The following is a 25,645-nucleotide window of genomic DNA, read 5'->3' as shown; positions in this document are numbered from 1 at the left end:
CCGTCAGTCCGGTTACTCTGGATGGTCAGGACCTTGAAGGAGGTTTTCGATGGCCGGTAAGAAGCTCGATCGAACTAATGCCCGAACTGCACTCGAGGTGGTACGCGAAAGCCCCACCATCGCTTTCATCACCGTTGCCCCGGCAGTGGTCGTGTTCGGCGTGGTGTGGTGGCTCTTCGGTTTCTGGGCCGCGATTCTTCTTGCGTTGGTGTTCGGTGTCGCGGCTGTCGCGACCCAGAAACTGCGTTAGAGGGCGCTCACCTGCGCAACTGCGCGGAGCGCTTCGCCGACCAGGAACCAGACCGTGACGGTCTTGTCGTCGACGCGGCTGCGCAGGACGACGTCGTCGCTGGAAACGATGGGGGAGAGGTACTCGATCAGTGCTCGATGCGGAACTGTCCGTAGTTCGGTGCGAGCGCTGAGGACCTCTTCGACTGCCTGCCAGTAGACGGCGTTGTTGACGTGGTCGAACGGGTCGATATCCGTGGCGCGCAGAGCGAACGGCGTGTCCAGAACACCCGCGCCGTCCGCCTCCGGTGCGTTCTCGGCGAGTACCCGCTTCCACTTCAGGCGATGCTCGTCGGTGGATTCCTCCAGTGGCCGCATGAAGTCGTCACTCATCCGCGTGGGCATGCCCGACTCGGCGCTGATGTTGATCCAGAAGCCTTCGGTTTCCATCAGCGCGCCGTTGCTGCCGTCGAAGCGCACACGCATGTTCGCCCATCTCGTGGAGAAGCCGGAGCACCAGCGAGTCATCGTCAACTCTTCCGGCCAGATCGCCGGGCGTACGACGTCGACGACCGTACGACGCACTATCCAGAGCGGATGGGTGTCGATGGCTCCCGCGGCCTCGATGTTGTCGTTGCCGATGTCCTGCAGGTAGCGGGCGACGGCGTCGAGCCTGACCTGCTTGGCGACGTCGATGTCGCCGGTGCGGACCGGGCGGGACTTGACGAAGATCGGTCCTCGGTCCGGCTGTTGCGCGAGCGTGAGATCTGGGTTCACGTGAGATTCCTGTTCGCTGGAGTGAGCCGATTCTGTCAGGCTTTTCAGCGAGTGGCGATTATCTGCTTTCCGCAGCCGGAGCCGTCGACCATTCGTGCCACGGCGACGGCGGTGTCGGCAAGGGGATGAACGGAGTCGATCACCGGGGTGATGTCACCTGCGTCGATCATCTGCGTCAGGACCTCCAGATCGTCGGCGTTCTCCGAAGCGATGAAGGTGCCCATTTTCTGAGATATGAACGGAGACAAGCACTGTGCGCGTATTTGGCGATCGGTTCCGCCGAGCCACCGTCCGCCGTTCTCGCCGCCGACGATCACCAGCGTTCCGGTGCGTGTGAGCGCCCGTCGAAGATCTCGCAGTCGGCGGTTGCCGCCGGTGTCGATGATGACGTCGTACCGATGCGATCCGTCGGTGGCGTCGTCGACGCGGTAGTCGAGAACCTCGTCGGCACCGATGGAGCGGACGGTATCGGTTTTCGAGGTGCTGCACACGCCGGTGACGTGAGCGCCCATGGCTTTTGCCACCTGCACCGCGTAGATCCCGACGCCACCGGATGCGCCGAGTACGAGGGCGGATTGGCCCGCCTGCACGCGGCCGTGGTCGCGCACGGCTTGCAACGCTGTGAGGGCGGAGACCGGTACCGCTGCTGCTTGTGCGAACGACAATCGGGCAGGTTTTGCGGCAATCTTCGTCTCGAGTGCGCGTGCGTACTCCGCGAACGAACCGACCGCGATCCCGTATACCTCCTGGCCGACTGCCACGCGGGTCACCGAACTGCCGACGGCCTCGACTCGGCCGGACACGTCCAGTCCGCGGACTCGGTTCCTAGGTCTGCGCAGCCCGAAACCCGCGAGGCGCAACGGATATGGCAGTCCGGCCATGAGATGCCATGCCCCGCGGTCGACGGACGCGGCCTCGACGCGTATCAGCACTTCGTTGTCGGCGACAGTGGGGCGCGGAATGTGGTCGACGTAGAGAACGTCGGCCTCGCCGTAGCGATCCTGTACGACGGCGGTCATCAGTTCCTTCGGCATGCGAGTCTCCGTTCGTCGAATACTTACAGCGTAAGTATTGCACTTACGGTGTAAGTTCTGTCAACGTGGAGAAGCGCGCAAGATTGACCCGAGACGACGTCGTACACGCTGCTGTCGCGCTTGCCGATTCCGTCGGAATCGATTCGATGACCATGCGGAAGTTGGGCACCGAACTGGGCGTCGAAGCGATGTCTCTGTACAACCATGTTTCGGACAAGGGGGATCTGCTCGACGGAATGGTCGATGCGGTCTTCGCGGAGATCGATCTGCCGACGCCGGGACGCCCGTGGCGCACGGAACTTCACGTGCGAGCGGTATCGACAAGGGAAGTGTTGGGGAGGCACCCGTGGGCAACTCCGTTGATGGAGTCCCGAACGACGCCTGGTCCCGCGACCCTGCGCCACCACGATGCCGTCATCGGAACGCTACGCGCCGCCGACTTTCCCGTCGCCCTTGCTGCGCATGCCTTTTCGATCATGGATGCGTACATCTACGGCTTCGTGCTGCAAGAAGTGAGCTTGCCGTTCGAAACAGCGCAGGAAACGACGGAACTGGCGAAGGCGATCATGGGCTCGTTCGAGAGCGGTCAGTATCCGCACCTGGCCGAGTTGACCACCGAGCACGTCCTTGCTCCGGGATACAGCTACGCCGCCGAATTCGCTTTCGGTCTCGATCTGATTCTCGACGGACTCGAACGTCTGCACATCGGGAGCGAACGATGATCTGACGTGAGTACCGGGTTAAAGTCGAGAAAACCGGGTTACCGGTCCAGACTTCAGATGTCCCGAAGAGGAGCTTTCTGTGCGCGCCATGGTGGTTACGGAACTGTCCGGTCCCGAAGGAATTGTCGCGCAGGAGGTTCCCGAGCCCGCAGCCGAAGGTCTTGTTCTCATCGATGTGAAGGCAAGTGGCGTCTGCTTTCCGGACCTGCTCATCACCTACGGCAAGTATCAGATCCGCCCGGAACCGCCGTTCATTCCCGGCGCGGAGATCTCGGGCGTCGTGGTCTCCGCGCCGGAAGGGTCGGGTTTCGCTCCGGGCGATCGTGTTCTCGCGGCCGCGTATCTGGGTGGGTATGCAGAGCGGATTGCCGTCAACCCGGCGCAGGTACTCCGAATTCCGGACGGACTCGCCTTCGACGAGGCGGCCTCGCTGATCATCAACTATCAGACGATGGAGTTCGCGCTCGCTCGTCGCGCGAAGATCGTCGCGGGGGAGACTGTCGTCGTGCTGGGCGCTGCAGGCGGAGTCGGAACGGCAACCATCCAGCTGGCCAAGGCGCACGGTGCCCGGGTGATCGCCGTGGTACGACGCGAGGGCGTCGATGACTTCTTGCGTGAGCTCGGTGCCGACGAGGTGGTCGCGCTGGCTCCGGGATGGGGAGAGCGGATTCGGGAACTGACCGACGGCGTCGGCGCTCAGATCGTGGTGGATCCGGTGGGCGGCGATGCGTTCGACGACGCGGTCCGGGTTCTGGCACCAGAAGGACGACTCGTGGTGATCGGATTCGCCGGCGGCGGTATTCCCGAGGTAAAGGTGAACCGGGTGCTGTTTCGCAATATCAGCATTGTCGGCGCGGCATGGGGTGAGTTCACGCGTACCAATCCCGAGGCGGTAGCCGAGGTACACGCATCGCTGGTAGAACACGTCCTAAACGGCTTGCGTCCGCTGGTCAAGGCACGGTATCCGCTTGCCGACGCAGCAGTTGCCCTGGCTGATCTCGAAAGCGGCAAAGTTCTCGGAAAGGCCATCTTGCTGCAGGAATGATTCTTCGCAACGTGATGGTGGTCACCAAATAATAAGTTGCAACATGTTTTCATTTGGGCAATAGTTGCAACCGCACTACCATTTGCCAGGTGATCGCTTCCGATTCTGATGACCTGTATGGAGCACTCGACGAGTTGTTCACTCGCCTGATGAGCGCCGGTGATTCGGAGTCGATCGATGCGTTGATCGAACTGGATCTCTCGTTCTCTCAGGTGCGTGTGCTGTTCGTACTTGCACAACGTGATGCGGCGATCCCGATCAACGAGGTTGCCGACGAGCTTCGGCTCTCGGTGGCAGCTACGGGGCGGAACATCGATCAGCTCGTGAATATGGGTCTGGTCGATCGCCGTGAAGACGAGCGGGACCGACGCGTCAAGCGGGTTTCCTTGTCGGAGGCCGGTCGTAAGGTGACGACCAACCACATCGAGTGCAAGCGCGGCCAGCTTCGCGAATTCGCGTCGCGTGTTCCTGAGCCAGAGCGGATTCGTTTGTTCGAGGCTCTCAAGCCCATTCTCGCGGGTGACTATCTGCGAGCACTTAACCAGGAGACTTCGCGATGACATCGCCGAACGCGCCGGCACCGGCGTCCGACAAACTTGACGGGGCGGTCCTCAAGATCGCTTCCGTGGTGGTGCTCGGCGCCATCATGTCGATTCTCGACGTAACCGTGGTGAGCGTCGCGCTCACCACCTTTGCCGAGGACTTCGAAACTTCGTACGCCACCGTCGCGTGGACGATGACGGCCTACACCCTCGCTTTGGCGACGGTCATTCCGGTTACCGGTTGGGCTGCCGACCGTTTCGGCACCAAGCGCCTGTACATGACGGCCCTGGTGCTGTTCGTACTCGGTTCGGTCGCTTGTGCGATGGCGTGGGACATCACCTCGCTCATCGGCTTCCGCGTGCTCCAGGGTCTCGGCGGCGGCATGTTGATGCCGCTCGGTATGACGATCATGACCCGGGCCGCCGGTCCGGACCGCGTCGGTCGCGTCATGGCAGTTCTCGGTATCCCGATGCTGCTCGGCCCCATCGGTGGCCCGATCCTCGGTGGTTGGCTGATCGAGGCCGCGAGCTGGCACTGGATCTTCCTGATCAACCTGCCGATCGGCATCATCGCGTTGGCAGCAGCATTCATCATTTTGCCGTCCGACAAGGCGAAGCCTTCGGAGTCGTTCGACTTCCTCGGCATGATCCTGCTGTCGCCCGGCCTGGCGCTGTTCCTGTTCGGTGTGTCGTCCATCCCTGAGGTGGGAACCGTCGCGTCCGCTCGGGTTCTGGTGTCGGCCGGTATCGGTCTGGCGCTGATCATCGCCTTCGTGTTCCACGCGCTCAACAAGGATCACCCGCTGATCGACCTGCACCTGTTCAAGAACCGTCAGTTGACCACCGCCGTCATCACGACGTCGCTGTTCATCGTCGCCTTCATGGGCGCCGGGTTGCTGTTCCCGAGCTACTTCATCCAGGTCGGCGGTCACACCACGCTCGCTGCCGGATTGTTGATGGCTCCGCAGGGTCTCGGCGCTATGGTCACTATGCCGATCGCTGGTCGACTGGTCGACAAGATCGGCCCGGGCAAGATCGTCCTGACCGGTTTGCCGTTGATTCTGATCGGCTTGGGTGTGTTCACACAGGTTGCCTCGGATTCCCCGACGTGGCTGCTGATGGGTGCCTTGTTCGTCATGGGCCTCGGTATGGGTTGCACCATGATGCCGCTGATGACCGCAGCTATCGTGACGCTCTCCAACGAGCAGATTGCTCGCGGCTCCACCCTGATGAACATCGTTCAGCAGACCGCAGGTTCGATCGGTACCGCCGTGATGTCGGTGGTCTTGACCAACCAGCTTCTCGATCGTGGCCTCGACACGACGATGGTCGGTGCGGCCTCGCACATTCCGACCGAACCGGGAAGTCCGCAGGAGTCTGCTGCGAATTCGATTCTCAGTGCGGCGTCGGATGCCTTCGGTAACACCTTCCTCGTTGCCACTGTGCTGATCGTCCTGACCCTCATCCCGGCGTTCTTCCTGCCGCGGAGCAAGACCACCAGGCCGGTGGCCGAGGGCGAGACGGCAACGCCGATCGTTATGCACTGACCGCTTTTCGGTAGATCGTTCGTCCAGGTGAGGGCGGCACACATCTTGTGTGCCGCCCTCACCTTTTTGCCGTGGAATACAGCTGGATGGTTGAATGTTTGATCAGTTACATGCAAACGCATGGATCTAGTTCGCGGAGGAGCAACCATGCAGTTCGGAATCTTCACGGTCGGTGACGTCACCACTGATCCCACGACGGGGGCGACCCCGACAGAGCACGAGCGCATCAAGGCCATGACGACCATCGCCAAGCACGCCGAGGAAGTCGGTCTCGACGTCTTCGCGACCGGCGAGCATCACAACAAGCCGTTCGTGCCGTCATCTCCGACCACGATGCTCGGATACATCGCGGCCCAGACCGAGAAGATCACGCTCTCCACGTCCACGACGCTGATCACCACCAACGACCCGGTGAAGATCGCCGAGGACTACGCGATGCTCCAGCACCTCGCCGAGGGGCGCGTCGACCTGATGATGGGTCGCGGAAACACCGCGCCTGTGTACCCGTGGTTCGGCAAGGACATTCGCGCCGGAATCCCGTTGGCGCTCGAGAACTATCAACTTCTTCGCCGGCTCTGGGACGAGGAGGTCGTGAACTGGCAAGGGGAGTACCGCACACCGCTGCAGGGATTCACGTCCACACCGCGCCCGCTGGACGGTATCGCTCCGTTCGTGTGGCACGGCTCGATCCGCAGCCCCGAGATCGCGGAGATCGCGGCGTATCACGGCGACGGATTCTTCGCGAACAACATCTTCTGGCCGAAAGAGCACTACATCGAGCTGATCAATCTTTACCGCCGGCGTTACGAGCACTACGGCCACGGGTCCGCGGATCAGGCGATCGTCGGCCTCGGCGGTCAGGTCTTCATGCGCAAGAACAGTCAGGACGCGGTCAAGGAATTCCGTCCGTATTTCGACAATGCCCCGGTGTACGGCCACGGGCCCTCACTCGAAGAGTTCACCGAGCAGACGCCGCTGACCGTCGGTTCCCCCGAGCAGGTCATCGAGAAGACGTTGGCGTTTGCCGATTTCTTCGGTGACTACCAGCGCCAGCTGTTCCTGATGGATCACGCCGGACTGCCGCTGAAGACGGTGCTCGAGCAGCTCGATCTGCTCGGTGAGGAAGTTGTTCCGGTTCTGCGCCGTGAGTTCGCGGCCAGGCGGCCAGCACATGTGCCGGACAACCCGCCCACTCACGCGTCGATGAAGGCGGCTCGTGAGGCAAGCAGTGTCACTGCCTGACGAGCAACCGCCTGAGGTTCCGGTCAGCACCACCGAACTCGCCACCGACGCCTGGGAAGCCTTGTTTCGCGCCCAGGTGTCGGTGATGCGGCGGCTCTCTGCCGATGACGTCTGGGATCAGGTGTCGATGCGCGAGTACGACGTGCTGTTCACGCTGAGTCTTGCGCCGAGTAGTTCCCTTCGCCTGCATGACCTGAATCGGGAGATATTGCTGAGCCAGCCTTCGCTCAGTCGCCTGGTGGAACGGTTGGAGGGCGAAGGTCTGGTAACGAGAAGTGTTGATCCACAGGATCGCCGCGGGACGATCGTGCAACTCACCGAAACGGGTGCAGCGCTGCAGAAATCAGTGGGTCGCCGTCATGCCGCGAGCATCCGCCGCCACGTCGGACCGGCCCTGGACGCTGATGAACTTCGACTGTTGGCCGAATTGTGCACGCGTCTGCGTCTCGCGCAGTCATGACTGGAGGCAGGATGGACGATATGAGCAACCTCGAAGCGCAGCCCGTCGAGCAGGAATGCGAAGGCCATCCGGCGGAGAGCGAGATTCAGATCCTCACCCCGCGCGACGTACCGCTCGGTGGCCCGCGGGCCATGCGAGTGCGACGCACCCTCCCGCAACGCGAGCGTTCGCTGATCGGGGGATGGTGTTTTGCAGATCATTACGGTCCGGATGACGTCGGCTCAGGACCGGGCATGCATGTGCCGCCGCATCCGCATACCGGTTTGCAGACGGTGAGTTGGCTGTTCACCGGAGAGATCGAGCACCGTGACAGCATCGGTTCCCATGCGATGGTACGGCCGGGTGAACTGAATCTGATGACGGCCGGGAGTGGCATCGCGCACTCCGAGGTGTCGACGCCGAATACGAAGGTTCTGCACGGGATGCAGTTGTGGGTGGCGCTGCCGGATGCGGCGCGCGATACCGCACCCGCGTTCGTTCACTATCGACCGGAGCCGGTGACCACCGATGGTGTCACGCTCAGTGTGTTCCTCGGTTCGCTCGCCGGTGAAACGTCTCCGGTGTCTACCTTCACCGAATTACTCGGTGCCGAGGTGATTCTCGATCCTGGGGCCGAGATCGCCCTCGATGTCGATCGTTCACATGAGCACGGCGTGATCGTCGATCAAGGATCGGTTGTTCTGCGTGGTACCACTGTCGGCTGGGCCGAGTTGGGTTATCAAGCACCGGGTTTCGGAAAACTGACTTTGCGCAATCCGGGATCCGAACCGGCTCGACTGCTACTTCTCGGCGGGAAACCGTTGGGCGAGCAGGTCATCATGTGGTGGAACTTCATGGGCCGTACACACGAAGAGATCGTCGAGTATCGACGCAAGTGGCAGGCCGAGCTTGCCTCCGGATTCGACGGCAGCGTCCCGGACCGGCGTTTCGGCGTCGTGCCGGGATACGACGGTCCGGCGCTCCCGGCACCCGAGTTGCCGAACAGTACGTTGCGGCCCCGAGGCTAGTCGTTGCTCTTGCTGCTACCGGCCGCGAGCGTCGTTTCGATCAGGCTTGTTCGATGTCCTGGTGAGCCTTCGCGAGCATGATGTAGCCGGCGCCGTTGGCGGTGATACCGGCCTTTTCGCCTTCGGAGAGTTCACGTTTGACTTTGGCGGGCACGCCGGCGACCAGTGATCCAGGCGGGATTTGCATCCCCTGAGACACGACGGCACCGGCTGCAATCAGTGACCCCGAGCCGATGTGTGCGCCGTTGAGCACCACGGCACCCATGCCGACGAGAACGTCGTCTTCGACGGTGCACCCGTGCAGCACTGCGTTGTGGCCGACCGAGATTCGTTCGCCCAGCACTGCGGGGAACGTCGGGTCGGCGTGCACGGTGCAGTTGTCCTGAATGTTGGTGTCAGCGCCGATGGAGATCGATTCTGCGTCGCCGCGGATAACCGCGCCGTACCAGATGCTGGCTCCCGCAGCGATGGTCACCGCGCCGACAACGGTGGCGTTGGGTGCGATGAACGCACTTTCGTCGATCTGCGGGGTGTTACCGAGAACGGTGGCGATGATCGGGTTGGTCATGGTTCTCCTGTGCGTTGGAATGACGTGCTCTGACGGTACCTGGACTACTTCGCTGTGGGTTTTCGATTCATGACGACTGTGCCGACGCCCGCGGTCACCACCAGTGCGATGGCCACGAGTGTGAATGCGTCGAGCGTTTGCCCGATCACGAGGACTCCGGCCAGTGCGGCCGCTGCGGGTTCGAGGGCGATGAGGACGGCAAAGACTTTCTTGGCGAGAGAGCGCAGCGCCCACATTTCCAAGCTGTACGGGATGACGGACGAGAGGACAGCGACGGCTGCGCCTGCGGCGAGCATCGTCGGATCCAGCAGTTCACTTCCTCCCGAGACGACGCCGAAGGGCAGCGTCAATACGGCCGCGACGATGCTTGCGCCTGCCAACCCGTCGGCGCTCGGGAGCGTCGCGGCCAGGTGGGAACCGGCCACGATGTATCCGGCCCACGCAGTAGCGGCGATCAACGCGAACATCACCCCGATCGGGTCCAAGCCGGATTCGCCGTGATCGCCCAACCCGAGCAGCAACACTCCGCCGAAGGCGAGCAGCACCCATGCTCCGTCGGCCCACCGACGAGACAGAACTGCGGCCAGGGTGAGCGGTCCGAGGAACTCGATGGTGACGGCCGTTCCGATGGGCACCGTGTCGAGGGCGAGGTAGAAGGCGCCGTTCATCACGGCGAGGGCGATGCCCAGCGCGAAGATGCCTTTGCGCTGCCGGTTCGACCATCTGCTCCATCGCGGGCGGACGATGACGCCGAGGATGATCGCGGCGATCGTCAGCCGCAGCGTCGTGGCTCCGGCCGGCCCGATCTGCGAGAACAATGTCGTCGCGAATGCCGCTCCGAACTGGAGCGACAGTATCGAGGTGAGGACTGCTCCGACCGGCAGTAGCTGACTGCCCGCCTTCATTCTCCGGTGAACTCGGGACTTCGACGCTCGAGCATAGCGGCGACGGCTTCGTGGTGATCTCGGGTGTGGTGGGCGATCGACTGCATGGCGGCCGAGAGTTCGAGCAAGCTCTCGAGGCTCTGGTGCTGGCCCTCGCGGAGGAGCTTTTTGGTCATGCGGAGTACCTGCGGGGGATTGGCGGCTACTCGAGCTGCCAAAGCGTGCGCAGCGGAAAGCAATTCCTCGGGCTCGGTCACCTGCGAGACCAGACCCCAGTCGAGTGCCTTCGCAGCATCGATCGGTTCACCGGTGAACGCCATCTCGGCCGCGCGGGCGTTGCCGATCGCGCGGGGGAGCAGCCACGCTCCGCCGTCGCCGGGAATGAGTCCTACCTTGACGAAACTCTCGGCGAAGACTGCGGCGGTCGAGGCGATGCGGAGGTCGCACATGAGTGAGAGGTCGCAGCCCGCTCCGATGGCCGGGCCGTTGACCGCCGCGATGGTCGGCACCTCACACGTGTACAGCGCGAGCGGGATGCGTTGGATGCCGTGCCGGTAGCCCTGGCGGATCTCGCCGGGTGCGCCACCGAACATGCCCTCCTTGTCTCGCATGTGCTTGACGTTGCCGCCGGAGGAGAAGGCCGATCCGGCCCCCGTCAGAATGACCGTGCGCACACTCTGATCTCGGTTGACCGCGGTGACTGCGTCTTCGAGGGCCTCGATCATGTCGATCTCGGAGATCGCATTGCGGGTGTCCGGGCGATTGAGGGTCCACGTGACCACATCGCCGGTTCGCGAGATCAGTACGGCGTCGCTCATGGGTGCTCCTGGTTGTCGATGGCAGTTGAACTCAGTCTCTCACCACAGGATTTCGCAATAACAATCATTCGTGCTTGATTTTTATGGATGTGGGTGTGATGCTGGTCGCATGGCCGAACTTCAGACGTTCATCGATGACTTGCGGGCCGAAGGCGAGAGCCTAGACGCCCTGGTTGCGGATCTGCCCGAGGAGAAGTGGGCGACAATGACGCCTGCGGAAGGGTGGACCATCGCACATCAGATCGGGCACCTGCACTGGACGGACAGTGCAGCGATCCTGGCGATCACCGACCCGGACGGGTTCGCGGAGCAGTTGAAGGCGGCGTTCGTGAACCCGGCAGGGTTTGTCGACGACGGTGCTGCCGAACAGGCGGCCCGCCAGCCGGCGGAGTTGCTCGCCGATTGGCGAGCGGGGCGCAACGCTCTCGTCGAGGCGCTCACCGCCGCCCCGGCCGGAACCAAGTTCCCCTGGTACGGCCCGCCCATGGGCGGTGTCTCCATGGCTACCGCGCGACTGATGGAGACGTGGGCGCACGGGCAGGACGTTGCCGACGCACTCGGCGTCGAACGCGCTCCGACGGCGCGCATCAAGAACATCGCTCACCTGGGTGTGCGGACGCGAAACTTCGCGTACTCGGTCAACGAGAAGACGCCGCCCGCCGACGATTTCCGGGTTGAGTTGACCGCGCCGGACGGGTCGCTCTGGACCTGGGGGCCGGAAGATGCGCCGCAGAAGGTTACCGGGCCGGCGTTGGACTTCTGCTTGCTGGTCACCCAGCGCGCCAATCGCGCCGATCTCGATCTGGTCGTCGTGGGTGCCGACGCGGACGAGTGGCTCGGGTTCGCGCAGGCCTTTGCCGGACCCAGCGGTGAGGGACGAGCCGCCGTCGGATCCAGCGGTGAGGGACGAGCATCGAAGGTGGGCAAATGAGTTCGGTACGGATCGGTAACTGCTCCGGGTTCTACGGCGACCGCGTCTCGGCGATGCGCGAGATGCTCGAGGGCGGCGAACTCGACTACCTGACCGGCGACTACCTGGCCGAACTGACGATGTTGATCCTCGGGCGGGACCGGATGAAGGACCCGGCGCTCGGCTACGCGAAGACGTTCCTGCGGCAGGTGGAGGACACGCTCGGCCTTGCGCTCGACAAGGGGGTGAAGATCGTCGCGAATGCAGGCGGTCTCAACCCGGCCGGACTGGCCGACGCGTTGCGCGAGGTCAACACCAAGCTGGGGTTGAACGCAAAGATCGCCCACGTCGAGGGTGACGATCTGGTCTCTCGGGCAGACGAACTCGGACTCGGCTCCCCGCTGACGGCCAATGCGTACCTCGGCGCCTGGGGCATCGTCGAAGCATTGTCGGCCGACGCCGATGTCGTGGTCACCGGACGGGTCACCGATGCGTCGGTGATCGTCGGTCCGGCCGCTCACCATTTCGGTTGGAAGCGAGATGATTTCGATCAGCTTGCCGGTGCTGTCGCGGCGGGCCACGTCATCGAGTGCGGAACCCAGGCCACCGGCGGCAACTACGCGTTCTTCACAGAGATTCCCAATCTGGGCCGGCCTGGCTTCCCGATCGCCGAGATCAACGCGGACGGAACCTCGGTCATCACCAAGCACGCCGGAACGGACGGCGAGGTGAGCGTCGGCACGGTGACGGCGCAGCTGCTGTACGAGATCACCGGTGGACGCTATGCAGGCCCGGACGTGACGACCCGCATCGACAACGCAGTGCTCACCCAGGAAGGCCCGGACCGGGTGTTGATCAGCGGCGTCACGGGCGAGGCTCCGCCGCCGCAGTACAAGGTCTCCCTGAACACGCTGGCCGGGTTCCGTAACGAGGCCACCTTCATCCTCACGGGTCTCGACATCGAGGCCAAGGCCGATCTGGCGAAGACTCAGCTCGAATCCTGGCTGACGAAGAAGCCCGCCGAACTGGTCTGGACTCTCGCTCGCACGGATCATCCGGATTCCGACACCGAGGAAACCGCGAGTGCGTTGCTGCGCTGCGTGGTTCGCGATTCCGACCCCAAGGTGATCGGTCGCCCTTTCTCCGCGGTTGCGGTGGAAATGGCACTTGCCAGCTACCCCGGCTTCTCGCTGACGGCTCCGCCGAGCAACGGCCAACCGTACGGAGTGTTCACCCCCGGCTACGTCGACGCGGGATCGGTGCCGCACGTGGCCGTACTGCCGGACGGCACGCGCGTGGACATCGCTCCGTCCACGTTGACGCACGACCTCGAACCCGTCGGCGAACCGGAGCGTCCGGAGCCGTTGCCGCCACAGACGTCGCTTTCAGTACCACTCGGCACGATCGCCGGTGCCCGTAGCGGCGACAAGGGCGGAAATGCCAACGTCGGCGTCTGGGTTCGCACGGACGATCAGTGGAAGTGGTTGGCGCACACACTGACCGTCGAGATGCTCAAGGAACTGCTACCGGAAGCAGCAGACCTGAACGTCACTCGCTACCAGCTTCCGCACCTTCGTGCCGTCAACTTCGTGATCGAGGGAATTCTCGGTCAGGGTGTCGCCTCGCAGGCGCGGTTCGATCCGCAGGCCAAGGGAATTGGTGAATGGCTGCGTTCGCGCCACATCGACATCCCGATTTCGCTACTCCCCGTAACTGACGAGAAAGAGGATTCACGGTGACCGTGTGGACCACACCGGAAAGGCTTGCGCTTCGCGAGACCGTACGCGGATTCGTGAACCAGGAGATTTTGCCGCATCTGACGCAGTGGGAGCGAGACGGCGAGATTCCGCGCGAATTGCACCGCAAGGCAGGCGCTCTCGGACTCCTCGGGGCCAGCGCACCCGAATCGGCCGGTGGTGAGGGCGGCGACGCCGTCGACTCCATCGTGATCTGTGAGGAGATGCATCAGGCAGGTGCGTCGGGCGGGCTGTTCGCATCGCTCTTCACCTGCGGCATCGCGGTGCCGCACCTGATCGCGGCCGGCGACGAGGCGCAGATCGAGAAGTGGGTCAAGCCGACCCTGCGCGGCGACAAGATCGGCTCGCTCGCCATCACCGAGCCCGGCGGAGGCAGCGACGTCGGGCACCTGACAACTACAGCCAAGCGCGACGGCGATCATTACGTCGTGAACGGCGCCAAGACGTTCATCACCTCCGGCGTTCGAGCGGACTTCGTCGTTACAGCGGTGCGCACCGGTGGTCCCGGCGCGGGTGGTGTCTCACTGCTCGTGATCGAGAAGGGCACACCGGGATTCACCGTCTCGCGCAAACTCGAGAAGATGGGCTGGCGCGCATCCGATACCGCGGAACTCTCCTTTGTCGACGCCCGGGTTCCGGTGGAGAATCTGGTCGGTGCAGAGAACAGCGGCTTCGCGCAGATCGCCCAGGCATTTGTCTCCGAGCGGGTAGCGCTCGCCGCGCAGGCGTATGCCAGTGCAGAACGTTGCCTGGAGCTGACGCTCGAATGGTGCCGCGCCCGTGAGACTTTCGGTCGCCCCCTGATCAGTCGGCAGGCCGTCCAGAACACCGTCACCGAGATGGCCCGCAAGATCGACGTCGCCAAGGTGTACACGCACTCGGTGATCGAGCGGTACATGGCCGGTGACGGCGATCTGATCGCCGAGGTGTGCTTTGCGAAGAACACGGCAGTCGAGACGGGCGAATGGGTTGCGAACCAAGCTGTTCAGCTGTTCGGCGGCCTCGGATACATGCAGGAAAGCGAAGTGGAGAGGCAGTACCGGGACATGCGAATTCTGGGAATCGGTGGCGGAACCACCGAAATCCTCACCGGCCTCGCGGCCAAGCGATTGGGGTATCAGTCATGAGTGTCATCCGGTCAACACTGGACACCAATTCCGAGGTGTACAAGACCGCAACTTCGACCATGAACACCAAGCTCGCCGAGATCGAGGTCGAGCACGCCAAGGCGTTGGCGGGTGGCGGCGAGAAGTACACCGAGCGGCACCACAAGCGGGGAAAGCTCCTGGCACGCGAGCGGATCGAACTCCTGCTCGATCAGGATTCACCGTTCCTCGAACTGTGTCCCCTCGCTGCGTGGGGGAGTGACTTCCCGGTCGGCGCCAGCACTGTGGTCGGTATCGGCGTCGTCGAAGGTGTCGAATGCCTGATCGTCGCCAACGATCCCACCGTGCGCGGCGGCACCAGCAACCCGTGGACGCTGCGTAAGGGTTTCCGCGCCAACGATATCGCCATGCAGAACCGACTCCCGGTGATCTCCCTCGTAGAGTCCGGCGGCGCAGACTTGCCGACGCAGAAAGAGGTGTTCATCCCGGGCGGGCGTATGTTCCGTGACCTCACTCAGCTGTCCGCAGCCGGAATCCCCACCATTGCACTGGTCTTCGGTAACTCGACGGCCGGCGGTGCGTACATCCCGGGCATGTCCGACCACGTCGTGATGATCAAGGAACGCTCCAAGGTGTTCCTCGCAGGCCCGCCGCTGGTCAAGATGGCCACCGGTGAGGAATCCGACGACGAGGCACTCGGCGGCGCCGAAATGCACGCTCGCAAGTCCGGGTTGGCCGACTACTTCGCCGCCGACGAGCAGGACGCGATCCGCATCGGGCGCTCGATCGTCAAGCGGCTCAACTGGACCAAGAAGGGGCCGGCGCCGCGCGCGGAGATCATCGAACCGCTCGAGGATCCGGAAGAGTTGCTCGGCATCGTTCCGGCCGACCTGAAGATCCCGTTCGATCCGCGTGAGGTCATCGCCCGTATCGTCGACGGTTCCGACTTCGACGAGTTCAAGCCGCTCTACGGTTCCTCCCTCGTGACCGGGTGGGCAGAGCTCAACGGCTACCCGATCGGCATCCTGGCGAACGCACGTGGAGTGCTCTTCAGTGAGGAATCACAGAAGGCCACGCAGTTCATCCAGCTCGCCAATCGTTCCAACACGCCGTTGCTGTTCCTGCACAACACCACCGGCTACATGGTGGGTAAGGAATACGAGGAGGGCGGCATGATCAAGCACGGATCGATGATGATCAATGCGGTTGCCAACTCCAAGGTTCCGCACATCTCGATCCTGCTCGGAGCGTCGTACGGCGCCGGTCACTACGGCATGTGCGGACGCGCGTTCGATCCGCGGTTCCTCTTTGCCTGGCCCAGTTCCAAGTCCGCCGTCATGGGCGGTGCGCAGCTCGCCGGCGTCATCTCCATCGTGGGACGCGCTGCTGCCGAGGCCCGCGGCCAGGTATTCGACGAGCAGGCCGACGCCGGCATGCGCGCGATGATCGAGAACCAGATCGAGGCCGAGTCACTTCCGATGTTCCTGTCGGGTCGTCTGTACGACGACGGCGTCATCGATCCCCGAGACACCCGCACCGTGGTGGGAATGTGCCTGTCGGCCATCGCCACCGCCCCGATCGAAGGCACCGAGAACTTCGGCGTCTTCCGTATGTGAGGCACGCCGTGACAATCACTTCAGTACTGGTCGCCAATCGTGGCGAAATCGCCCGCCGTGTCTTTGCAACCTGTCGCAAGAACGGAATCGGCACGGTCGCGGTATTTTCCGACGCAGATGCCGACAGCCCGCACGTCGCCGAAGCCGATGCTTCGGTTCGCCTACCGGGTAACACGCCTGCCGAGACCTACTTGCGGGGTGAGCTCGTCATCGCCGCCGCCAAGGCTTCGGGCGCCGACGCGATTCACCCCGGATACGGATTCCTCTCCGAGAACGCGGAGTTCGCGCGCAGCGTCATCGACGCGGGACTGACGTGGATCGGCCCGCCCGTCGAATCCATCGAGCTCATGGGGTCGAAGGTCGAGTCCAAGAAGATCATGGACGCCGCCGGAGTGCCGGTGCTCTCCGAACTCGATCCCGCCGCGGTGACCGAGGCTCATCTGCCGGTGCTGATCAAGGCGTCGGCGGGCGGCGGCGGACGCGGAATGCGTGTCGTTCGTGAATTGTCGGCGCTGGACGGCGAACTGGAAGCGGCGCGGCGTGAGGCGCAGTCCGCTTTCGGCGACCCGACAGTCTTCTGTGAGCGTTACCTCGAGACCGGTCGGCACATCGAGGTTCAGGTCATGGCCGACCGCCACGGTGCGGTGTGGGCGGTGGGGGAGCGCGAGTGCTCGATCCAGCGTCGGCATCAGAAGGTGGTCGAAGAGGCCCCGTCGCCGCTCGTGCAACGCATCCCCGCCATGCGCGACAAGCTGTTCGACGCCTCGCGGCTCGCCGCCAACGCCATCGGTTACGAGGGGGCAGGAACCGTTGAATTCCTGGCTGACGAAAAAGGCGACTTCTTCTTCCTGGAAATGAACACGCGTTTGCAGGTGGAGCATCCGGTCACCGAGTGCACCACTGGACTCGATCTGGTGGAACTGCAATTGCAGGTCGCTTCAGGTGAAGCACTTCCGGACGATCAGCCGGAGATCCGGGGGCATTCGATCGAAGTGCGCCTGTACGCCGAGGACCCCGCCAAGAACTGGCAGCCGCAGAGCGGAACCGTCCACCACATCGAGTTGCCCGGTGACCCGCAAGAATTCAGTGTTCTGCGTGAGCAGGGCGTTCGCCTCGACTCCGGCGTCGTCGACGGCAGTGTTGTCGGCGTCCACTACGACCCGATGTTGTCCAAGGTCATCTCGTACGCGCCGACGCGGACCGCAGCTGCCCGGCTGCTCGCATCGACGCTGGCGCGCACCAGGATTCACGGACTGCGCACCAACCGCGACCTGCTCGTCAACGTCCTGGCCCACCCCGCCTTCATTGCCGGAGACACCGACACTGCCTTCTTCGAGACTCACGACCTCGAGAAGCTGTCTACGCCCTTGGCCGATACCGCCGCCGAAAAACTCTCGGCGCTGGCGGCGGCACTTGCCGATGCCGCGCACAACCGGGCGTCGGCCCGCGTCATCGGCCGCTTGCCCAGCGGGTGGCGCAACCTCCCGTCGCAGCCGCAGAGCAAGAGCTATTCCACTGCGTCGGGCGACTACGACGTCCGCTACTCCCTGAGCCGAAGCGGCGTGCTGAGTGCAGAAGGCTTCGACGACGTGCGCCTGGTGTCGGCAACTGCGACCCGGGTAGTGCTCGAGCAGAGCGGAGTACAGCGCTCGTTCGACGTTGCGGCCTACGGGAGTGAGATTTTTGTCGACTCCTCGCTCGGACCCGTCGCGTTGACGGCAGCACCGCGCTTCGTGGATCCGTCGGCAGAAGTCGCCGCCGGTTCGTTGCTCGCTCCGATGCCGGGATCGGTCATCCGCCTCGGTGCCGCACTCGGTGACACCGTCACCGCCGGCCAGCCGATTCTGTGGCTGGAGGCCATGAAGATGGAACACACCGTCACCGCGCCGACTGCCGGTGTCCTGGTGGAACTTCCGGTCGCCGTCGGCCAGCAGGTCGAGGTCGGATCGGTACTCGCACGTGTGGAAGAACCCGCTACAGAAGAGGAAGCATGATGAGTTTCATCGAGACCGAAGAGCAGAAGGAACTGCGGGCATCCGTTTCCAAACTGGGTGAGCGCTTCAACTACGTCGACTACGTGCTGCCCAAGGCGCGAAAGGGGGAGCCGCTCACCGAATTGTGGAACGAGGCGGGCAAACTCGGATTCCTGGGCGTCAACCTGCCGGAGGAATACGGCGGCGGCGGTGCAGGCATCTACGAACTCGCGCTGGTGCAGGAGGAATTGGCGGCGCAGGGTGCCGGTCTGCTCCTGGTTGTCGTATCCCCGGCCATCTGCGGCACCATCATCGGCAAGTACGGCACGGCGGAGCAGAAGCAGCAGTGGCTACCCAGCCTCGCCGACGGCTCCAAGATCATGGCGTTCGGAATCACCGAGGCCGACGCTGGTTCCAACTCTCATCAGATCACCACGACGGCACGCAGGGATGGAGACGACTGGATCCTGAGCGGCAACAAGATCTACATCTCGGGTGTCGATCAGGCTGACGCGGTCCTCGTCGTTGCGCGCACCGAGGACTCCAAGACGGGCAAGCTCAAGCCCGCTCTGTTCATCGTCCCCACGGATTCTCCCGGATTCGTGAAGACGCAGATGGAGATGGACATCATCGAACCGGACCACCAGTTCATCCTCTTCCTCGACGACGTCCGTCTGCCGGCCGACGCTCTGGTCGGCGAAGCCGATGCCGCCCTGATGCAGTTGTTCGCCGGCCTCAACCCCGAGCGCATCCTGGGTGCGTCGATGGCCATCGGCATGGGCCGTTACGCCCTGAATGCCGCAGTGAAGTTCGCCAACGAGCGCACGGTGTGGAAGACGCCGATCGGTGCGCACCAAGGTATTTCGCATCCACTCGCGCAGGTGAAGATCGAACTCGAGCTCGCCAAGCTGATGATGCAGAAGGCCGCGGTGCTCTACGACAGCGGTGACGATTTCGGTGCTGCCGAAGCCGCGAACATGGCAAAGTACGCCGCCGCCGAAGCCAGCATCAAGGCGCTCGATCAGGCGATCCAGACGCATGGCGGCGCAGGACTGACGAAGGAATACGGACTGGCCGCCATGCTCGGTGCGGCTCGTATCGCCCGTGTCGCGCCGGTGAGCCGCGAGATGATCCTCAACTTCGTCTCACAGCATTCCCTCGGTCTGCCACGGTCCTACTAGGAAGAGGCGACTCATGACGGATCAGGACAAGCCATACGTACGGTACGAAGTATCGGGCGGTGCTGCCACGATCACTCTCGACTCACCCCACAACCGCAACGCGATTTCGACGCGGTTGGTCACGGAGTTGCAGGCTGGGTTGACGGCGGCTGCCGCCGATCCGGCAGTTCGAGCGGTGGTACTCACCCACACCGGTGGAACATTCTGTGCGGGAGCCGATCTCAGTGAGGCCTCCGGTTCGTCCGCATCACCGGAGGACGCCGTCAAGGAGCGAGGACGGGGGATGCTGACACTCTTGCGCAGCATTCTCGAGCTTCCCAAGCCGGTGATCGGGCGGATCGACGGTCACGTCCGGGCCGGAGGCATGGGTCTTGTCGGGGCGTGCGACATCGTCGTCGCCGGACCGGCGAGCACCTTCGCGGTGACGGAATCACGGTTGGGTTTGGCAGCGTCCATCATCTCGCTCACGGTCCTGCCGAGGCTCGACCAGCGATCTGCGAGCCGCTATCTGCTCACCGGAGAGAAGTTCGGCCAGCACGAGGCCGAATCCATCGGACTCGTCACCGCCGCGTCGCAGGACACGGGGGAGTCGATCACCGAACTGCTCGGCACCTTGCGCCAATGTTCACCGCAGGGACTTGCCGAATCGAAGTGGATCACGACGCGTTCGGTCCTGGCTGGATTCGACCGGGACGGCGAGGAGATGATCGCGCAGTCGGCTCGGCTGTTTTCCTCCGACGAGGCTCGTGAGGGCATGATGTCCTTCTTGCAGAAGCGTCCAGCGGCCTGGGCGCAGTAGAAACTGCGCAGCTGGGACACAGAAGCGCTGGAACACAGAAGTAGAAGGGATGGCGGCGCGATGACTCGAGAGCCCAAGCAGGACCGAAGTCGAGTCACGCGCTCCCACCTGCTCGAAGTGACTGTGGAGTGTCTCGCCGAACTCGGGTGGAGCGCAACGACGATGAGCGTCGTCGCGCAGCGTGCCGGGGTGTCCAGAGGCGCGATGCAGCATCACTTCCCGACCCGCGAGGACCTCATCACCGCGGCGCTCGAGGTGATGTTCGACGCCCGGATGGATCAGGCACGAAAGGAATCGACCGACCTTCCGGTGGGTGCCGGACGAACCGAGGCGATCATTTCGCGGTTGGTGGAGTACTACACCGGGACTCTGTTCAAAGCAGCACTGCAGGTGTGGACGGCCGCTGCCTCCGACCCCGACCTGCGTGCCCGCGTACTGCCCCTCGAGGAACGATTCGGGCGCATCGCGCACCGCATGGCCGTCGAGAGTCTGGGTGTCGACGACTCCGACCCGGTGACGCACCGCTTGGTACAGGCGACCCTGGACCTGGCCCGCGGGCTGGGGCTGGCTGATGTCTTGACAGACGACTCGCGCCGACGCACCGAGGTGGTCAAACAGTGGGCGGCGCAATTGGATTCCACACTTGTTCGGGTACCGGTGGCAACTCCCTGAATCGGTAGCGGCGGGGCCGGCGCCGGTGCTCTCGACGCGCACGTGGCGTGTGTCGGGGGCCACCGAGAAGTACAGTCGGCTCCATGGCCGCACGCACTCTCACTTCGATCGGGACTTCGGTATTGGTCTCGGCTGCCGTGCTCTCGGCCGTGGTCGGCTGCAGCTCCGGCGACGGGTCCGTCGATCAGCCGGGCGACGGTGCGGGTTCGCAGGCACTCGCACCTACGGATCCGGGCCCGATGTTCGCCGAATGCGGCTCGGTGACCGACGAGGAAGTTGTCAACGCCTTCAATCTCGGCGCTTTTGCGACGACGACGCGCAACGGCGTCGGGTGCCAGTGGGAAGTCGCCGGTTCGAACGGTCCGAGCGTCAGTTTCTCCTGGTACCGCGGTAGCCCGATCGGCCGCGAACGGGCCGGGTCCGACCTGCTCGGACGTCCTGCCGACGACATCACGATCGGTGGACACCAGGGCTTCATCGCGTCCACCGCAGGTTCGTTGTGCGAGTTGGGTATCGCGTTCGGCGGAGACTTCGTGCACTGGTCGATCACCTACGGTTTGCTGCCACCGACCGCGGATCCATGCACGGTGGCGCGGGATCTGATGGAAAAAACAGTTTCGAGGGCACAGTGAAGTTCGAGGGCGCCGTGAAGCGCATAAGGATCGGACTCGCCTTGGCGGGGTCGCTGGTTCTGCTGACAGGCTGCGGCTCGGTGGTCACCGGGACTCCTCGTGCGGAGGGCAGCTACGGCGGTAGTGACAGCCAGGAATTCGCGAACGTCCTCCAAGAATGCGAAGCCGTCACCGACGAGCAGATCGCCGGCGCAGTGGGTGCCGACGCCGTCGGGCGTGGGTTCTTCGGCGCTATCTGCCGTTGGGACGGCATCGGAGCCGCGGGTCCGATCAAGATCACCTTCAACTGGTTCGAGACGGGCACCCTCGATCACGAGCGCGCTGCATTCGAGCACCTGGGATACGTGGTGGCGAAAATCGACATCAACGGCAGTGGCGGGTACCAGGTTCGCCAGCCGGCCGATCCGCAGAGCTGCGGGGTGAGCGCGAGCGCACCGGCCGGGGGAGTGTTCGGTTGGTGGGTCACCGAGCCGCAAGGCGGCGCGGATCCGTGCGAGGCTGCGGCAAAGCTCGGCGCGTTGACGTTGAACCGCAGCATCTGATCGCGACCGGTCCGGCTGCGTGGTCTGAGTGTGCAGCCAGAGTGTCTGGTCAGAGCGTGAGGTCACTATCACCGCGGCCTCGCTTTGACCTCGTGGCGCGCCGACAGGTATCGTTATGGGTCGTGTCCGGCATGCCCGGGCCGATCTGTGTGCCTAGCTAGGTATTGCCGTGCGCGCGTTCGAGCAGAAACTGCTGATGAACGAGCATCCGGCTGCCTGTGTGGGGGTATGCGACACGCCCGACCTCGGGGGCAGTGCGCGGCATGAAAGTGCTGAGTACAGACTCTGAGGTGGGTGAGGAGCAGCAGCTCTCTTGCTCCAACTGCTAGATCCCTAATTTCAGAACAGCCACGTTTTCGAACGGCCCGAGTTCGCTCGAGCAGTCTGTTCGTCACAAGAAAGCCGGTAAATGCCAACCATCAACCAGCTGGTCCGCAAGGGTCGCCGCGACAAGACCGCCAAGGTCAAGACGGCAGCCCTCAAGGGCAGCCCGCAGCGTCGTGGCGTGTGCACTCGCGTGTACACCACCACCCCCAAGAAGCCGAACTCCGCGCTCCGTAAGGTCGCACGTGTTCGCCTCACGACTTCGGTCGAGGTCACCGCGTACATCCCCGGTGAAGGTCACAACCTTCAGGAGCACTCCATGGTGCTCGTCCGTGGCGGTCGTGTGAAGGACCTCCCGGGTGTCCGTTACAAGATCATCCGCGGCTCCCTCGACACCCAGGGCGTCAAGGGTCGCAAGCAGGCACGCAGCCGCTACGGCGCCAAGAAGGAGAAGAGCTAATGCCACGTAAGGGCCCCGCTCCGAAGCGCCCGCTCATCAACGACCCGGTTTACGGTTCCCCGTTGGTGACGCAGCTCGTCAACAAGATCCTGCTGGACGGCAAGAAGTCCACCGCAGAGCGAATCGTGTACCAGGCTCTCGAGCAGGCACGCGAGAAGACCGGCACCGATCCGGTCGTCACCCTCAAGCGCGCCCTGGACAACGTCAAGCCTGCACTCGAGGTTCGTAGCCGCCGCGTCGGTGGCGCTACCTACCAGGTGCCGGTCGAGGTTCGCCCCGGTCGTTCCACCACGCTGGCACTGCGCTGGCTGGTCACCTTCTCGCGTGCACGTCGTGAGAAGACCATGGTCGAGCGTCTCGCCAACGAGCTCCTCGATGCCAGCAATGGCCTCGGTGCAGCTGTGAAGCGTCGCGAAGACACTCACAAGATGGCCGAAGCCAACAAGGCATTCGCCCACTACCGCTGGTGATGTAAAGCGTCGGAGCAACTGCCATCGGGTGGGGCTCCGACGCTTGTCGCCGTTGGCGGCCTGATCATCGCGACGGATTCCGGACGCAGGTGGCCAGGTTCGCCTCGGCAGAGACATAATTGAAAGACCATGGCCCTGACGGTGGAACACACCGATAAGGCCGACACCCGAAAACCAAGCAACGAGCGGGGAAGAAACCTGTGGCACAGGAAGTGCTGACTGACCTGAACAAGGTCCGCAACATCGGCATCATGGCGCACATCGATGCCGGCAAGACCACCACCACCGAGCGCATCCTGTTCTACACCGGTGTCAATTACAAGATCGGTGAGACGCACGACGGTGCGTCGACGACGGACTGGATGGAGCAGGAGAAGGAACGCGGCATCACGATCACGTCTGCCGCCGTGACTTGCTTCTGGAACAACAACCAGATCAACATCATCGACACCCCCGGCCACGTCGACTTCACGGTCGAGGTGGAGCGGTCGCTGCGCGTGCTCGACGGCGCAGTTGCTGTCTTCGACGGTAAAGAGGGTGTCGAGCCGCAGTCCGAGCAGGTTTGGCGTCAGGCTGCCAAGTACGACGTTCCGCGCATCTGCTTCGTCAACAAGATGGACAAGATGGGCGCGGACTTCTACTTCACAGTCCAGACCATCATCGACCGCTTGGGCGCGAAGCCGCTCGTTCTCCAGCTGCCCATCGGCGCTGAGGACGACTTCGACGGCGTCGTCGACCTGGTCGAGATGAAGGCCATCACCTGGCGCGGCGTGGTCCCGACGGGAACCGCTCCGACCATCGAGGAGATCCCCGCGGATCTCGTCGAGAAGGCTGCCGAGTACCGCGAGAAGCTGCTCGAGACGGTTGCAGAGTCCGACGAAGCTCTCATGGAGAAGTACTTCGGCGGCGAAGAGCTCACCATCGAGGAGATCAAGGGCGCCATCCGCAAGATGACGGTCGCCTCCGAGCTGTACCCGGTTCTCTGTGGCTCCGCGTTCAAGAACAAGGGCGTTCAGCCCATGCTCGACGCTGTCATCGACTACCTTCCGAACCCGCTGGACATCGGCGAGGTCATCGGCCACAAGCTCGGTGACGAAGAAGTAGAGATCACTCGCAAGCCGAGCAAGGACGAGCCGTTCTCGGCTCTCGCCTTCAAGATCGCTGCTCACCCGTTCTTCGGCAAGCTGACCTTCGTCCGCGTGTACTCGGGTCGTATCGATCCGGGTGCTCAGGTGCTCAACGCAACCAAGGGCAAGAAGGAGCGCATCGGAAAGCTCTTCCAGATGCACGCCAACAAGGAGAACCCGGTAGACGAGGCCGTAGCCGGCCACATCTACGCAATGATCGGCCTCAAGGACACCACCACCGGTGACACCTTGTGCGATCAGGCGAGCCCCATCGTCCTCGAGTCGATGTCGTTCCCCGCGCCGGTCATCCAGGTCTCCATCGAGCCCAAGACCAAGTCCGACCAGGAAAAGCTGGGCGTCGCGATCCAGAAGCTCGCCGAAGAGGACCCGACCTTCTCGGTCGAGCTCGACGAAGAGACCGGTCAGACCGTCATCGGCGGTATGGGCGAGCTCCACCTCGACATCCTCGTCGACCGCATGCGTCGCGAGTTCAAGGTCGAGGCGAACGTCGGTAAGCCGCAGGTTGCGTACCGCGAGACCATCACCAAGAAGGTCGAGAAGCACGACTACACCCACAAGAAGCAGACGGGTGGCTCGGGCCAGTTCGCAAAGGTCATCATCGCTCTGGAGCCTTTCGTGGGCGAAGACGGTGCTACCTACGAGTTCGAGAACAAGGTCTCCGGCGGACGTATCCCGCGCGAGTACATCCCCTCCGTGGATGCCGGTGCGCAGGACGCGATGCAGTACGGTGTTCTCGCCGGCTACCCGCTCGTGAACCTGAAGCTGTCGCTGCTCGATGGTGCTTACCACGACGTCGACTCCTCGGAAATGGCGTTCAAGGTTGCCGGTTCGCAGGCACTGAAGGAAGCCGCCCGCAAGGCCGGCCCCGTCATTCTCGAGCCGCTCATGGCTGTCGAGGTCACAACGCCCGAGGAGTACATGGGCGACGTGATCGGCGACCTCAACTCCCGCCGTGGCCAGATCCAGGCCATGGAGGAACGCAGTGGTGCCCGTGTCGTGAAGGCGCTGGTTCCGCTCTCGGAGATGTTCGGTTACATCGGTGACCTGCGGTCGAAGACCCAGGGCCGAGCGAACTTCTCCATGGTGTTCGATTCCTACGCAGAGGTTCCCGCGAACGTCTCGAAGGAAATCATCGCCAAGGCGACGGGCGAGTAAGCACAGCGAGCTCCCCAGCCCGCGCC

The 25,645-nt window shown here is 63.5% G+C and carries 26 protein-coding genes; 21 read left to right on the top strand and 5 right to left on the bottom strand.

Translation table 11 applies throughout. The features are described 5' to 3' along the window. The first annotated feature begins 49 nt into the window (after nt 1-49). Nucleotides 50-250: a hypothetical protein gene (locus tag G9U53_RS28425; RefSeq protein WP_003941897.1), complete on the top strand. Its 201-nt coding sequence runs from the start codon at nt 50-52 to the stop codon at nt 248-250. Here the strand turns inward: G9U53_RS28425 and G9U53_RS28420 are convergent. Next, nucleotides 247-1,005, bottom strand: a complete 759-nt coding sequence (locus G9U53_RS28420) for an acyl-ACP thioesterase domain-containing protein (RefSeq protein WP_083291738.1) — start codon at nt 1,003-1,005, stop codon at nt 247-249. The genes G9U53_RS28425 and G9U53_RS28420 overlap by 4 nt on opposite strands. A gap of 44 nt (nt 1,006-1,049) precedes the next feature. Next, nucleotides 1,050-2,039, bottom strand: a complete 990-nt coding sequence (locus tag G9U53_RS28415) for an NAD(P)-dependent alcohol dehydrogenase (protein WP_165639673.1) — start codon at nt 2,037-2,039, stop codon at nt 1,050-1,052. A 65-nt stretch (nt 2,040-2,104) separates the two neighbouring features. Here G9U53_RS28415 and G9U53_RS28410 point away from each other — a divergent pair, with 65 nt between their 5' ends. The 7 genes from G9U53_RS28410 to G9U53_RS28380 all read left to right on the top strand — a co-directional run bounded on the left by G9U53_RS28410 (nt 2,105) and on the right by G9U53_RS28380 (nt 8,604). Next, nucleotides 2,105-2,761 (top strand): TetR/AcrR family transcriptional regulator, encoded by a 657-nt coding sequence (locus G9U53_RS28410; protein ID WP_003941871.1) that lies wholly within the window; start codon nt 2,105-2,107, stop codon nt 2,759-2,761. Between the two features lie 79 nt (nt 2,762-2,840). Continuing rightward, complete coding sequence (locus G9U53_RS28405; protein ID WP_076948842.1) at nt 2,841-3,806, top strand: NADPH:quinone oxidoreductase family protein; 966 nt, start codon at nt 2,841-2,843, stop codon at nt 3,804-3,806. An 89-nt stretch (nt 3,807-3,895) separates the two neighbouring features. Further along, complete coding sequence (locus G9U53_RS28400) at nt 3,896-4,366, top strand: MarR family winged helix-turn-helix transcriptional regulator (protein WP_003941890.1); 471 nt, start codon at nt 3,896-3,898, stop codon at nt 4,364-4,366. After that, nucleotides 4,363-5,895 (top strand): DHA2 family efflux MFS transporter permease subunit, encoded by a 1,533-nt coding sequence (locus G9U53_RS28395; protein ID WP_003942006.1) that lies wholly within the window; start codon nt 4,363-4,365, stop codon nt 5,893-5,895. Before G9U53_RS28400 ends, G9U53_RS28395 begins: the two co-directional genes overlap by 4 nt. A 147-nt stretch (nt 5,896-6,042) precedes the next feature. Next, entirely contained in the window at nt 6,043-7,137 is a 1,095-nt protein-coding gene (locus G9U53_RS28390; protein ID WP_116058189.1) for an LLM class flavin-dependent oxidoreductase, read from the top strand. Next, on the top strand, nt 7,124-7,597 hold the full coding sequence (locus G9U53_RS28385; protein ID WP_007728410.1) for a MarR family transcriptional regulator: 474 nt from the start codon (nt 7,124-7,126) through the stop codon (nt 7,595-7,597). The genes G9U53_RS28390 and G9U53_RS28385 overlap by 14 nt, the downstream gene beginning before the upstream one ends. A gap of 20 nt (nt 7,598-7,617) precedes the next feature. Then, complete coding sequence (locus tag G9U53_RS28380) at nt 7,618-8,604, top strand: pirin family protein (RefSeq protein WP_039972959.1); 987 nt, start codon at nt 7,618-7,620, stop codon at nt 8,602-8,604. Between the two features lie 40 nt (nt 8,605-8,644). Here the strand turns inward: G9U53_RS28380 and G9U53_RS28375 are convergent, their stop codons facing one another. From G9U53_RS28375 to G9U53_RS28365, 3 genes are read right to left on the bottom strand one after another with little or no spacing between them, the layout of a single operon-like run. Beyond that, on the bottom strand, nt 8,645-9,172 hold the full coding sequence (locus tag G9U53_RS28375; protein WP_003941993.1) for a gamma carbonic anhydrase family protein: 528 nt from the start codon (nt 9,170-9,172) through the stop codon (nt 8,645-8,647). Between the two features lie 44 nt (nt 9,173-9,216). Then, complete coding sequence (locus tag G9U53_RS28370) at nt 9,217-10,077, bottom strand: EamA family transporter (protein ID WP_042453112.1); 861 nt, start codon at nt 10,075-10,077, stop codon at nt 9,217-9,219. Beyond that, nucleotides 10,074-10,874, bottom strand: a complete 801-nt coding sequence (locus G9U53_RS28365; protein ID WP_047268912.1) for a crotonase/enoyl-CoA hydratase family protein — start codon at nt 10,872-10,874, stop codon at nt 10,074-10,076. Before G9U53_RS28365 ends, G9U53_RS28370 begins: the two co-directional genes overlap by 4 nt. Nucleotides 10,875-10,983: 109 nt before the next feature. On the opposite strand from G9U53_RS28365, the gene G9U53_RS28360 reads away from it, so the two are divergent. The 13 genes from G9U53_RS28360 to fusA all read left to right on the top strand — a co-directional run bounded on the left by G9U53_RS28360 (nt 10,984) and on the right by fusA (nt 25,619). After that, nucleotides 10,984-11,805: a TIGR03084 family metal-binding protein gene (locus G9U53_RS28360; protein WP_165639672.1), complete on the top strand. Its 822-nt coding sequence runs from the start codon at nt 10,984-10,986 to the stop codon at nt 11,803-11,805. Further along, nucleotides 11,802-13,523: an acyclic terpene utilization AtuA family protein gene (locus G9U53_RS28355; protein ID WP_165639671.1), complete on the top strand. Its 1,722-nt coding sequence runs from the start codon at nt 11,802-11,804 to the stop codon at nt 13,521-13,523. Before G9U53_RS28360 ends, G9U53_RS28355 begins: the two co-directional genes overlap by 4 nt. After that, nucleotides 13,520-14,668 (top strand): acyl-CoA dehydrogenase family protein, encoded by a 1,149-nt coding sequence (locus G9U53_RS28350; protein WP_007728404.1) that lies wholly within the window; start codon nt 13,520-13,522, stop codon nt 14,666-14,668. The genes G9U53_RS28355 and G9U53_RS28350 overlap by 4 nt, the downstream gene beginning before the upstream one ends. Continuing rightward, entirely contained in the window at nt 14,665-16,263 is a 1,599-nt protein-coding gene (locus G9U53_RS28345) for a carboxyl transferase domain-containing protein (RefSeq protein WP_003941989.1), read from the top strand. The genes G9U53_RS28350 and G9U53_RS28345 overlap by 4 nt, the downstream gene beginning before the upstream one ends. Before the next feature lie 8 nt (nt 16,264-16,271). Further along, a complete protein-coding gene (locus G9U53_RS28340) occupies nt 16,272-18,257 on the top strand; it encodes a biotin carboxylase N-terminal domain-containing protein (protein WP_165639670.1) in 1,986 nt (661 codons plus the stop codon). Further along, nucleotides 18,257-19,417 (top strand): acyl-CoA dehydrogenase family protein, encoded by a 1,161-nt coding sequence (locus G9U53_RS28335; protein ID WP_003942033.1) that lies wholly within the window; start codon nt 18,257-18,259, stop codon nt 19,415-19,417. The genes G9U53_RS28340 and G9U53_RS28335 overlap by 1 nt, the downstream gene beginning before the upstream one ends. A gap of 13 nt (nt 19,418-19,430) precedes the next feature. After that, on the top strand, nt 19,431-20,216 hold the full coding sequence (locus G9U53_RS28330; protein WP_047268915.1) for an enoyl-CoA hydratase family protein: 786 nt from the start codon (nt 19,431-19,433) through the stop codon (nt 20,214-20,216). 60 nt (nt 20,217-20,276) lie between these two features. Continuing rightward, a complete protein-coding gene (locus G9U53_RS28325; protein ID WP_003942008.1) occupies nt 20,277-20,888 on the top strand; it encodes a TetR/AcrR family transcriptional regulator in 612 nt (203 codons plus the stop codon). An 83-nt stretch (nt 20,889-20,971) separates the two neighbouring features. After that, nucleotides 20,972-21,520 carry a DUF3558 domain-containing protein gene (locus tag G9U53_RS28320; protein ID WP_003941874.1) on the top strand — a complete coding sequence of 183 codons (549 nt, stop codon included), beginning with the start codon at nt 20,972-20,974 and terminating at the stop codon, nt 21,518-21,520. Then, nucleotides 21,517-22,062, top strand: a complete 546-nt coding sequence (locus G9U53_RS28315) for a DUF3558 domain-containing protein (RefSeq protein WP_003942022.1) — start codon at nt 21,517-21,519, stop codon at nt 22,060-22,062. The genes G9U53_RS28320 and G9U53_RS28315 overlap by 4 nt, the downstream gene beginning before the upstream one ends. Nucleotides 22,063-22,471: 409 nt before the next feature. Continuing rightward, on the top strand, nt 22,472-22,846 hold the full coding sequence (gene rpsL / locus G9U53_RS28310) for a 30S ribosomal protein S12 (protein ID WP_003941908.1): 375 nt from the start codon (nt 22,472-22,474) through the stop codon (nt 22,844-22,846). Beyond that, complete coding sequence (gene rpsG / locus G9U53_RS28305; protein ID WP_003941856.1) at nt 22,846-23,316, top strand: 30S ribosomal protein S7; 471 nt, start codon at nt 22,846-22,848, stop codon at nt 23,314-23,316. The genes rpsL and rpsG overlap by 1 nt, the downstream gene beginning before the upstream one ends. A 200-nt stretch (nt 23,317-23,516) precedes the next feature. Further along, nucleotides 23,517-25,619: an elongation factor G gene (gene fusA / locus G9U53_RS28300; protein WP_007728394.1), complete on the top strand. Its 2,103-nt coding sequence runs from the start codon at nt 23,517-23,519 to the stop codon at nt 25,617-25,619. The last annotated feature ends 26 nt before the right edge of the window (nt 25,620-25,645 follow it).

The sequence above is a fragment of the Rhodococcus sp. D-46 genome, assembly GCF_011290655.1.
GTDB lineage: Bacteria > Actinomycetota > Actinomycetes > Mycobacteriales > Mycobacteriaceae > Rhodococcus_F > Rhodococcus_F qingshengii.
The sequence above is the reverse complement of the archived record's forward strand: the minus strand, read 5'-3'. Positions and strand labels throughout refer to the sequence as shown.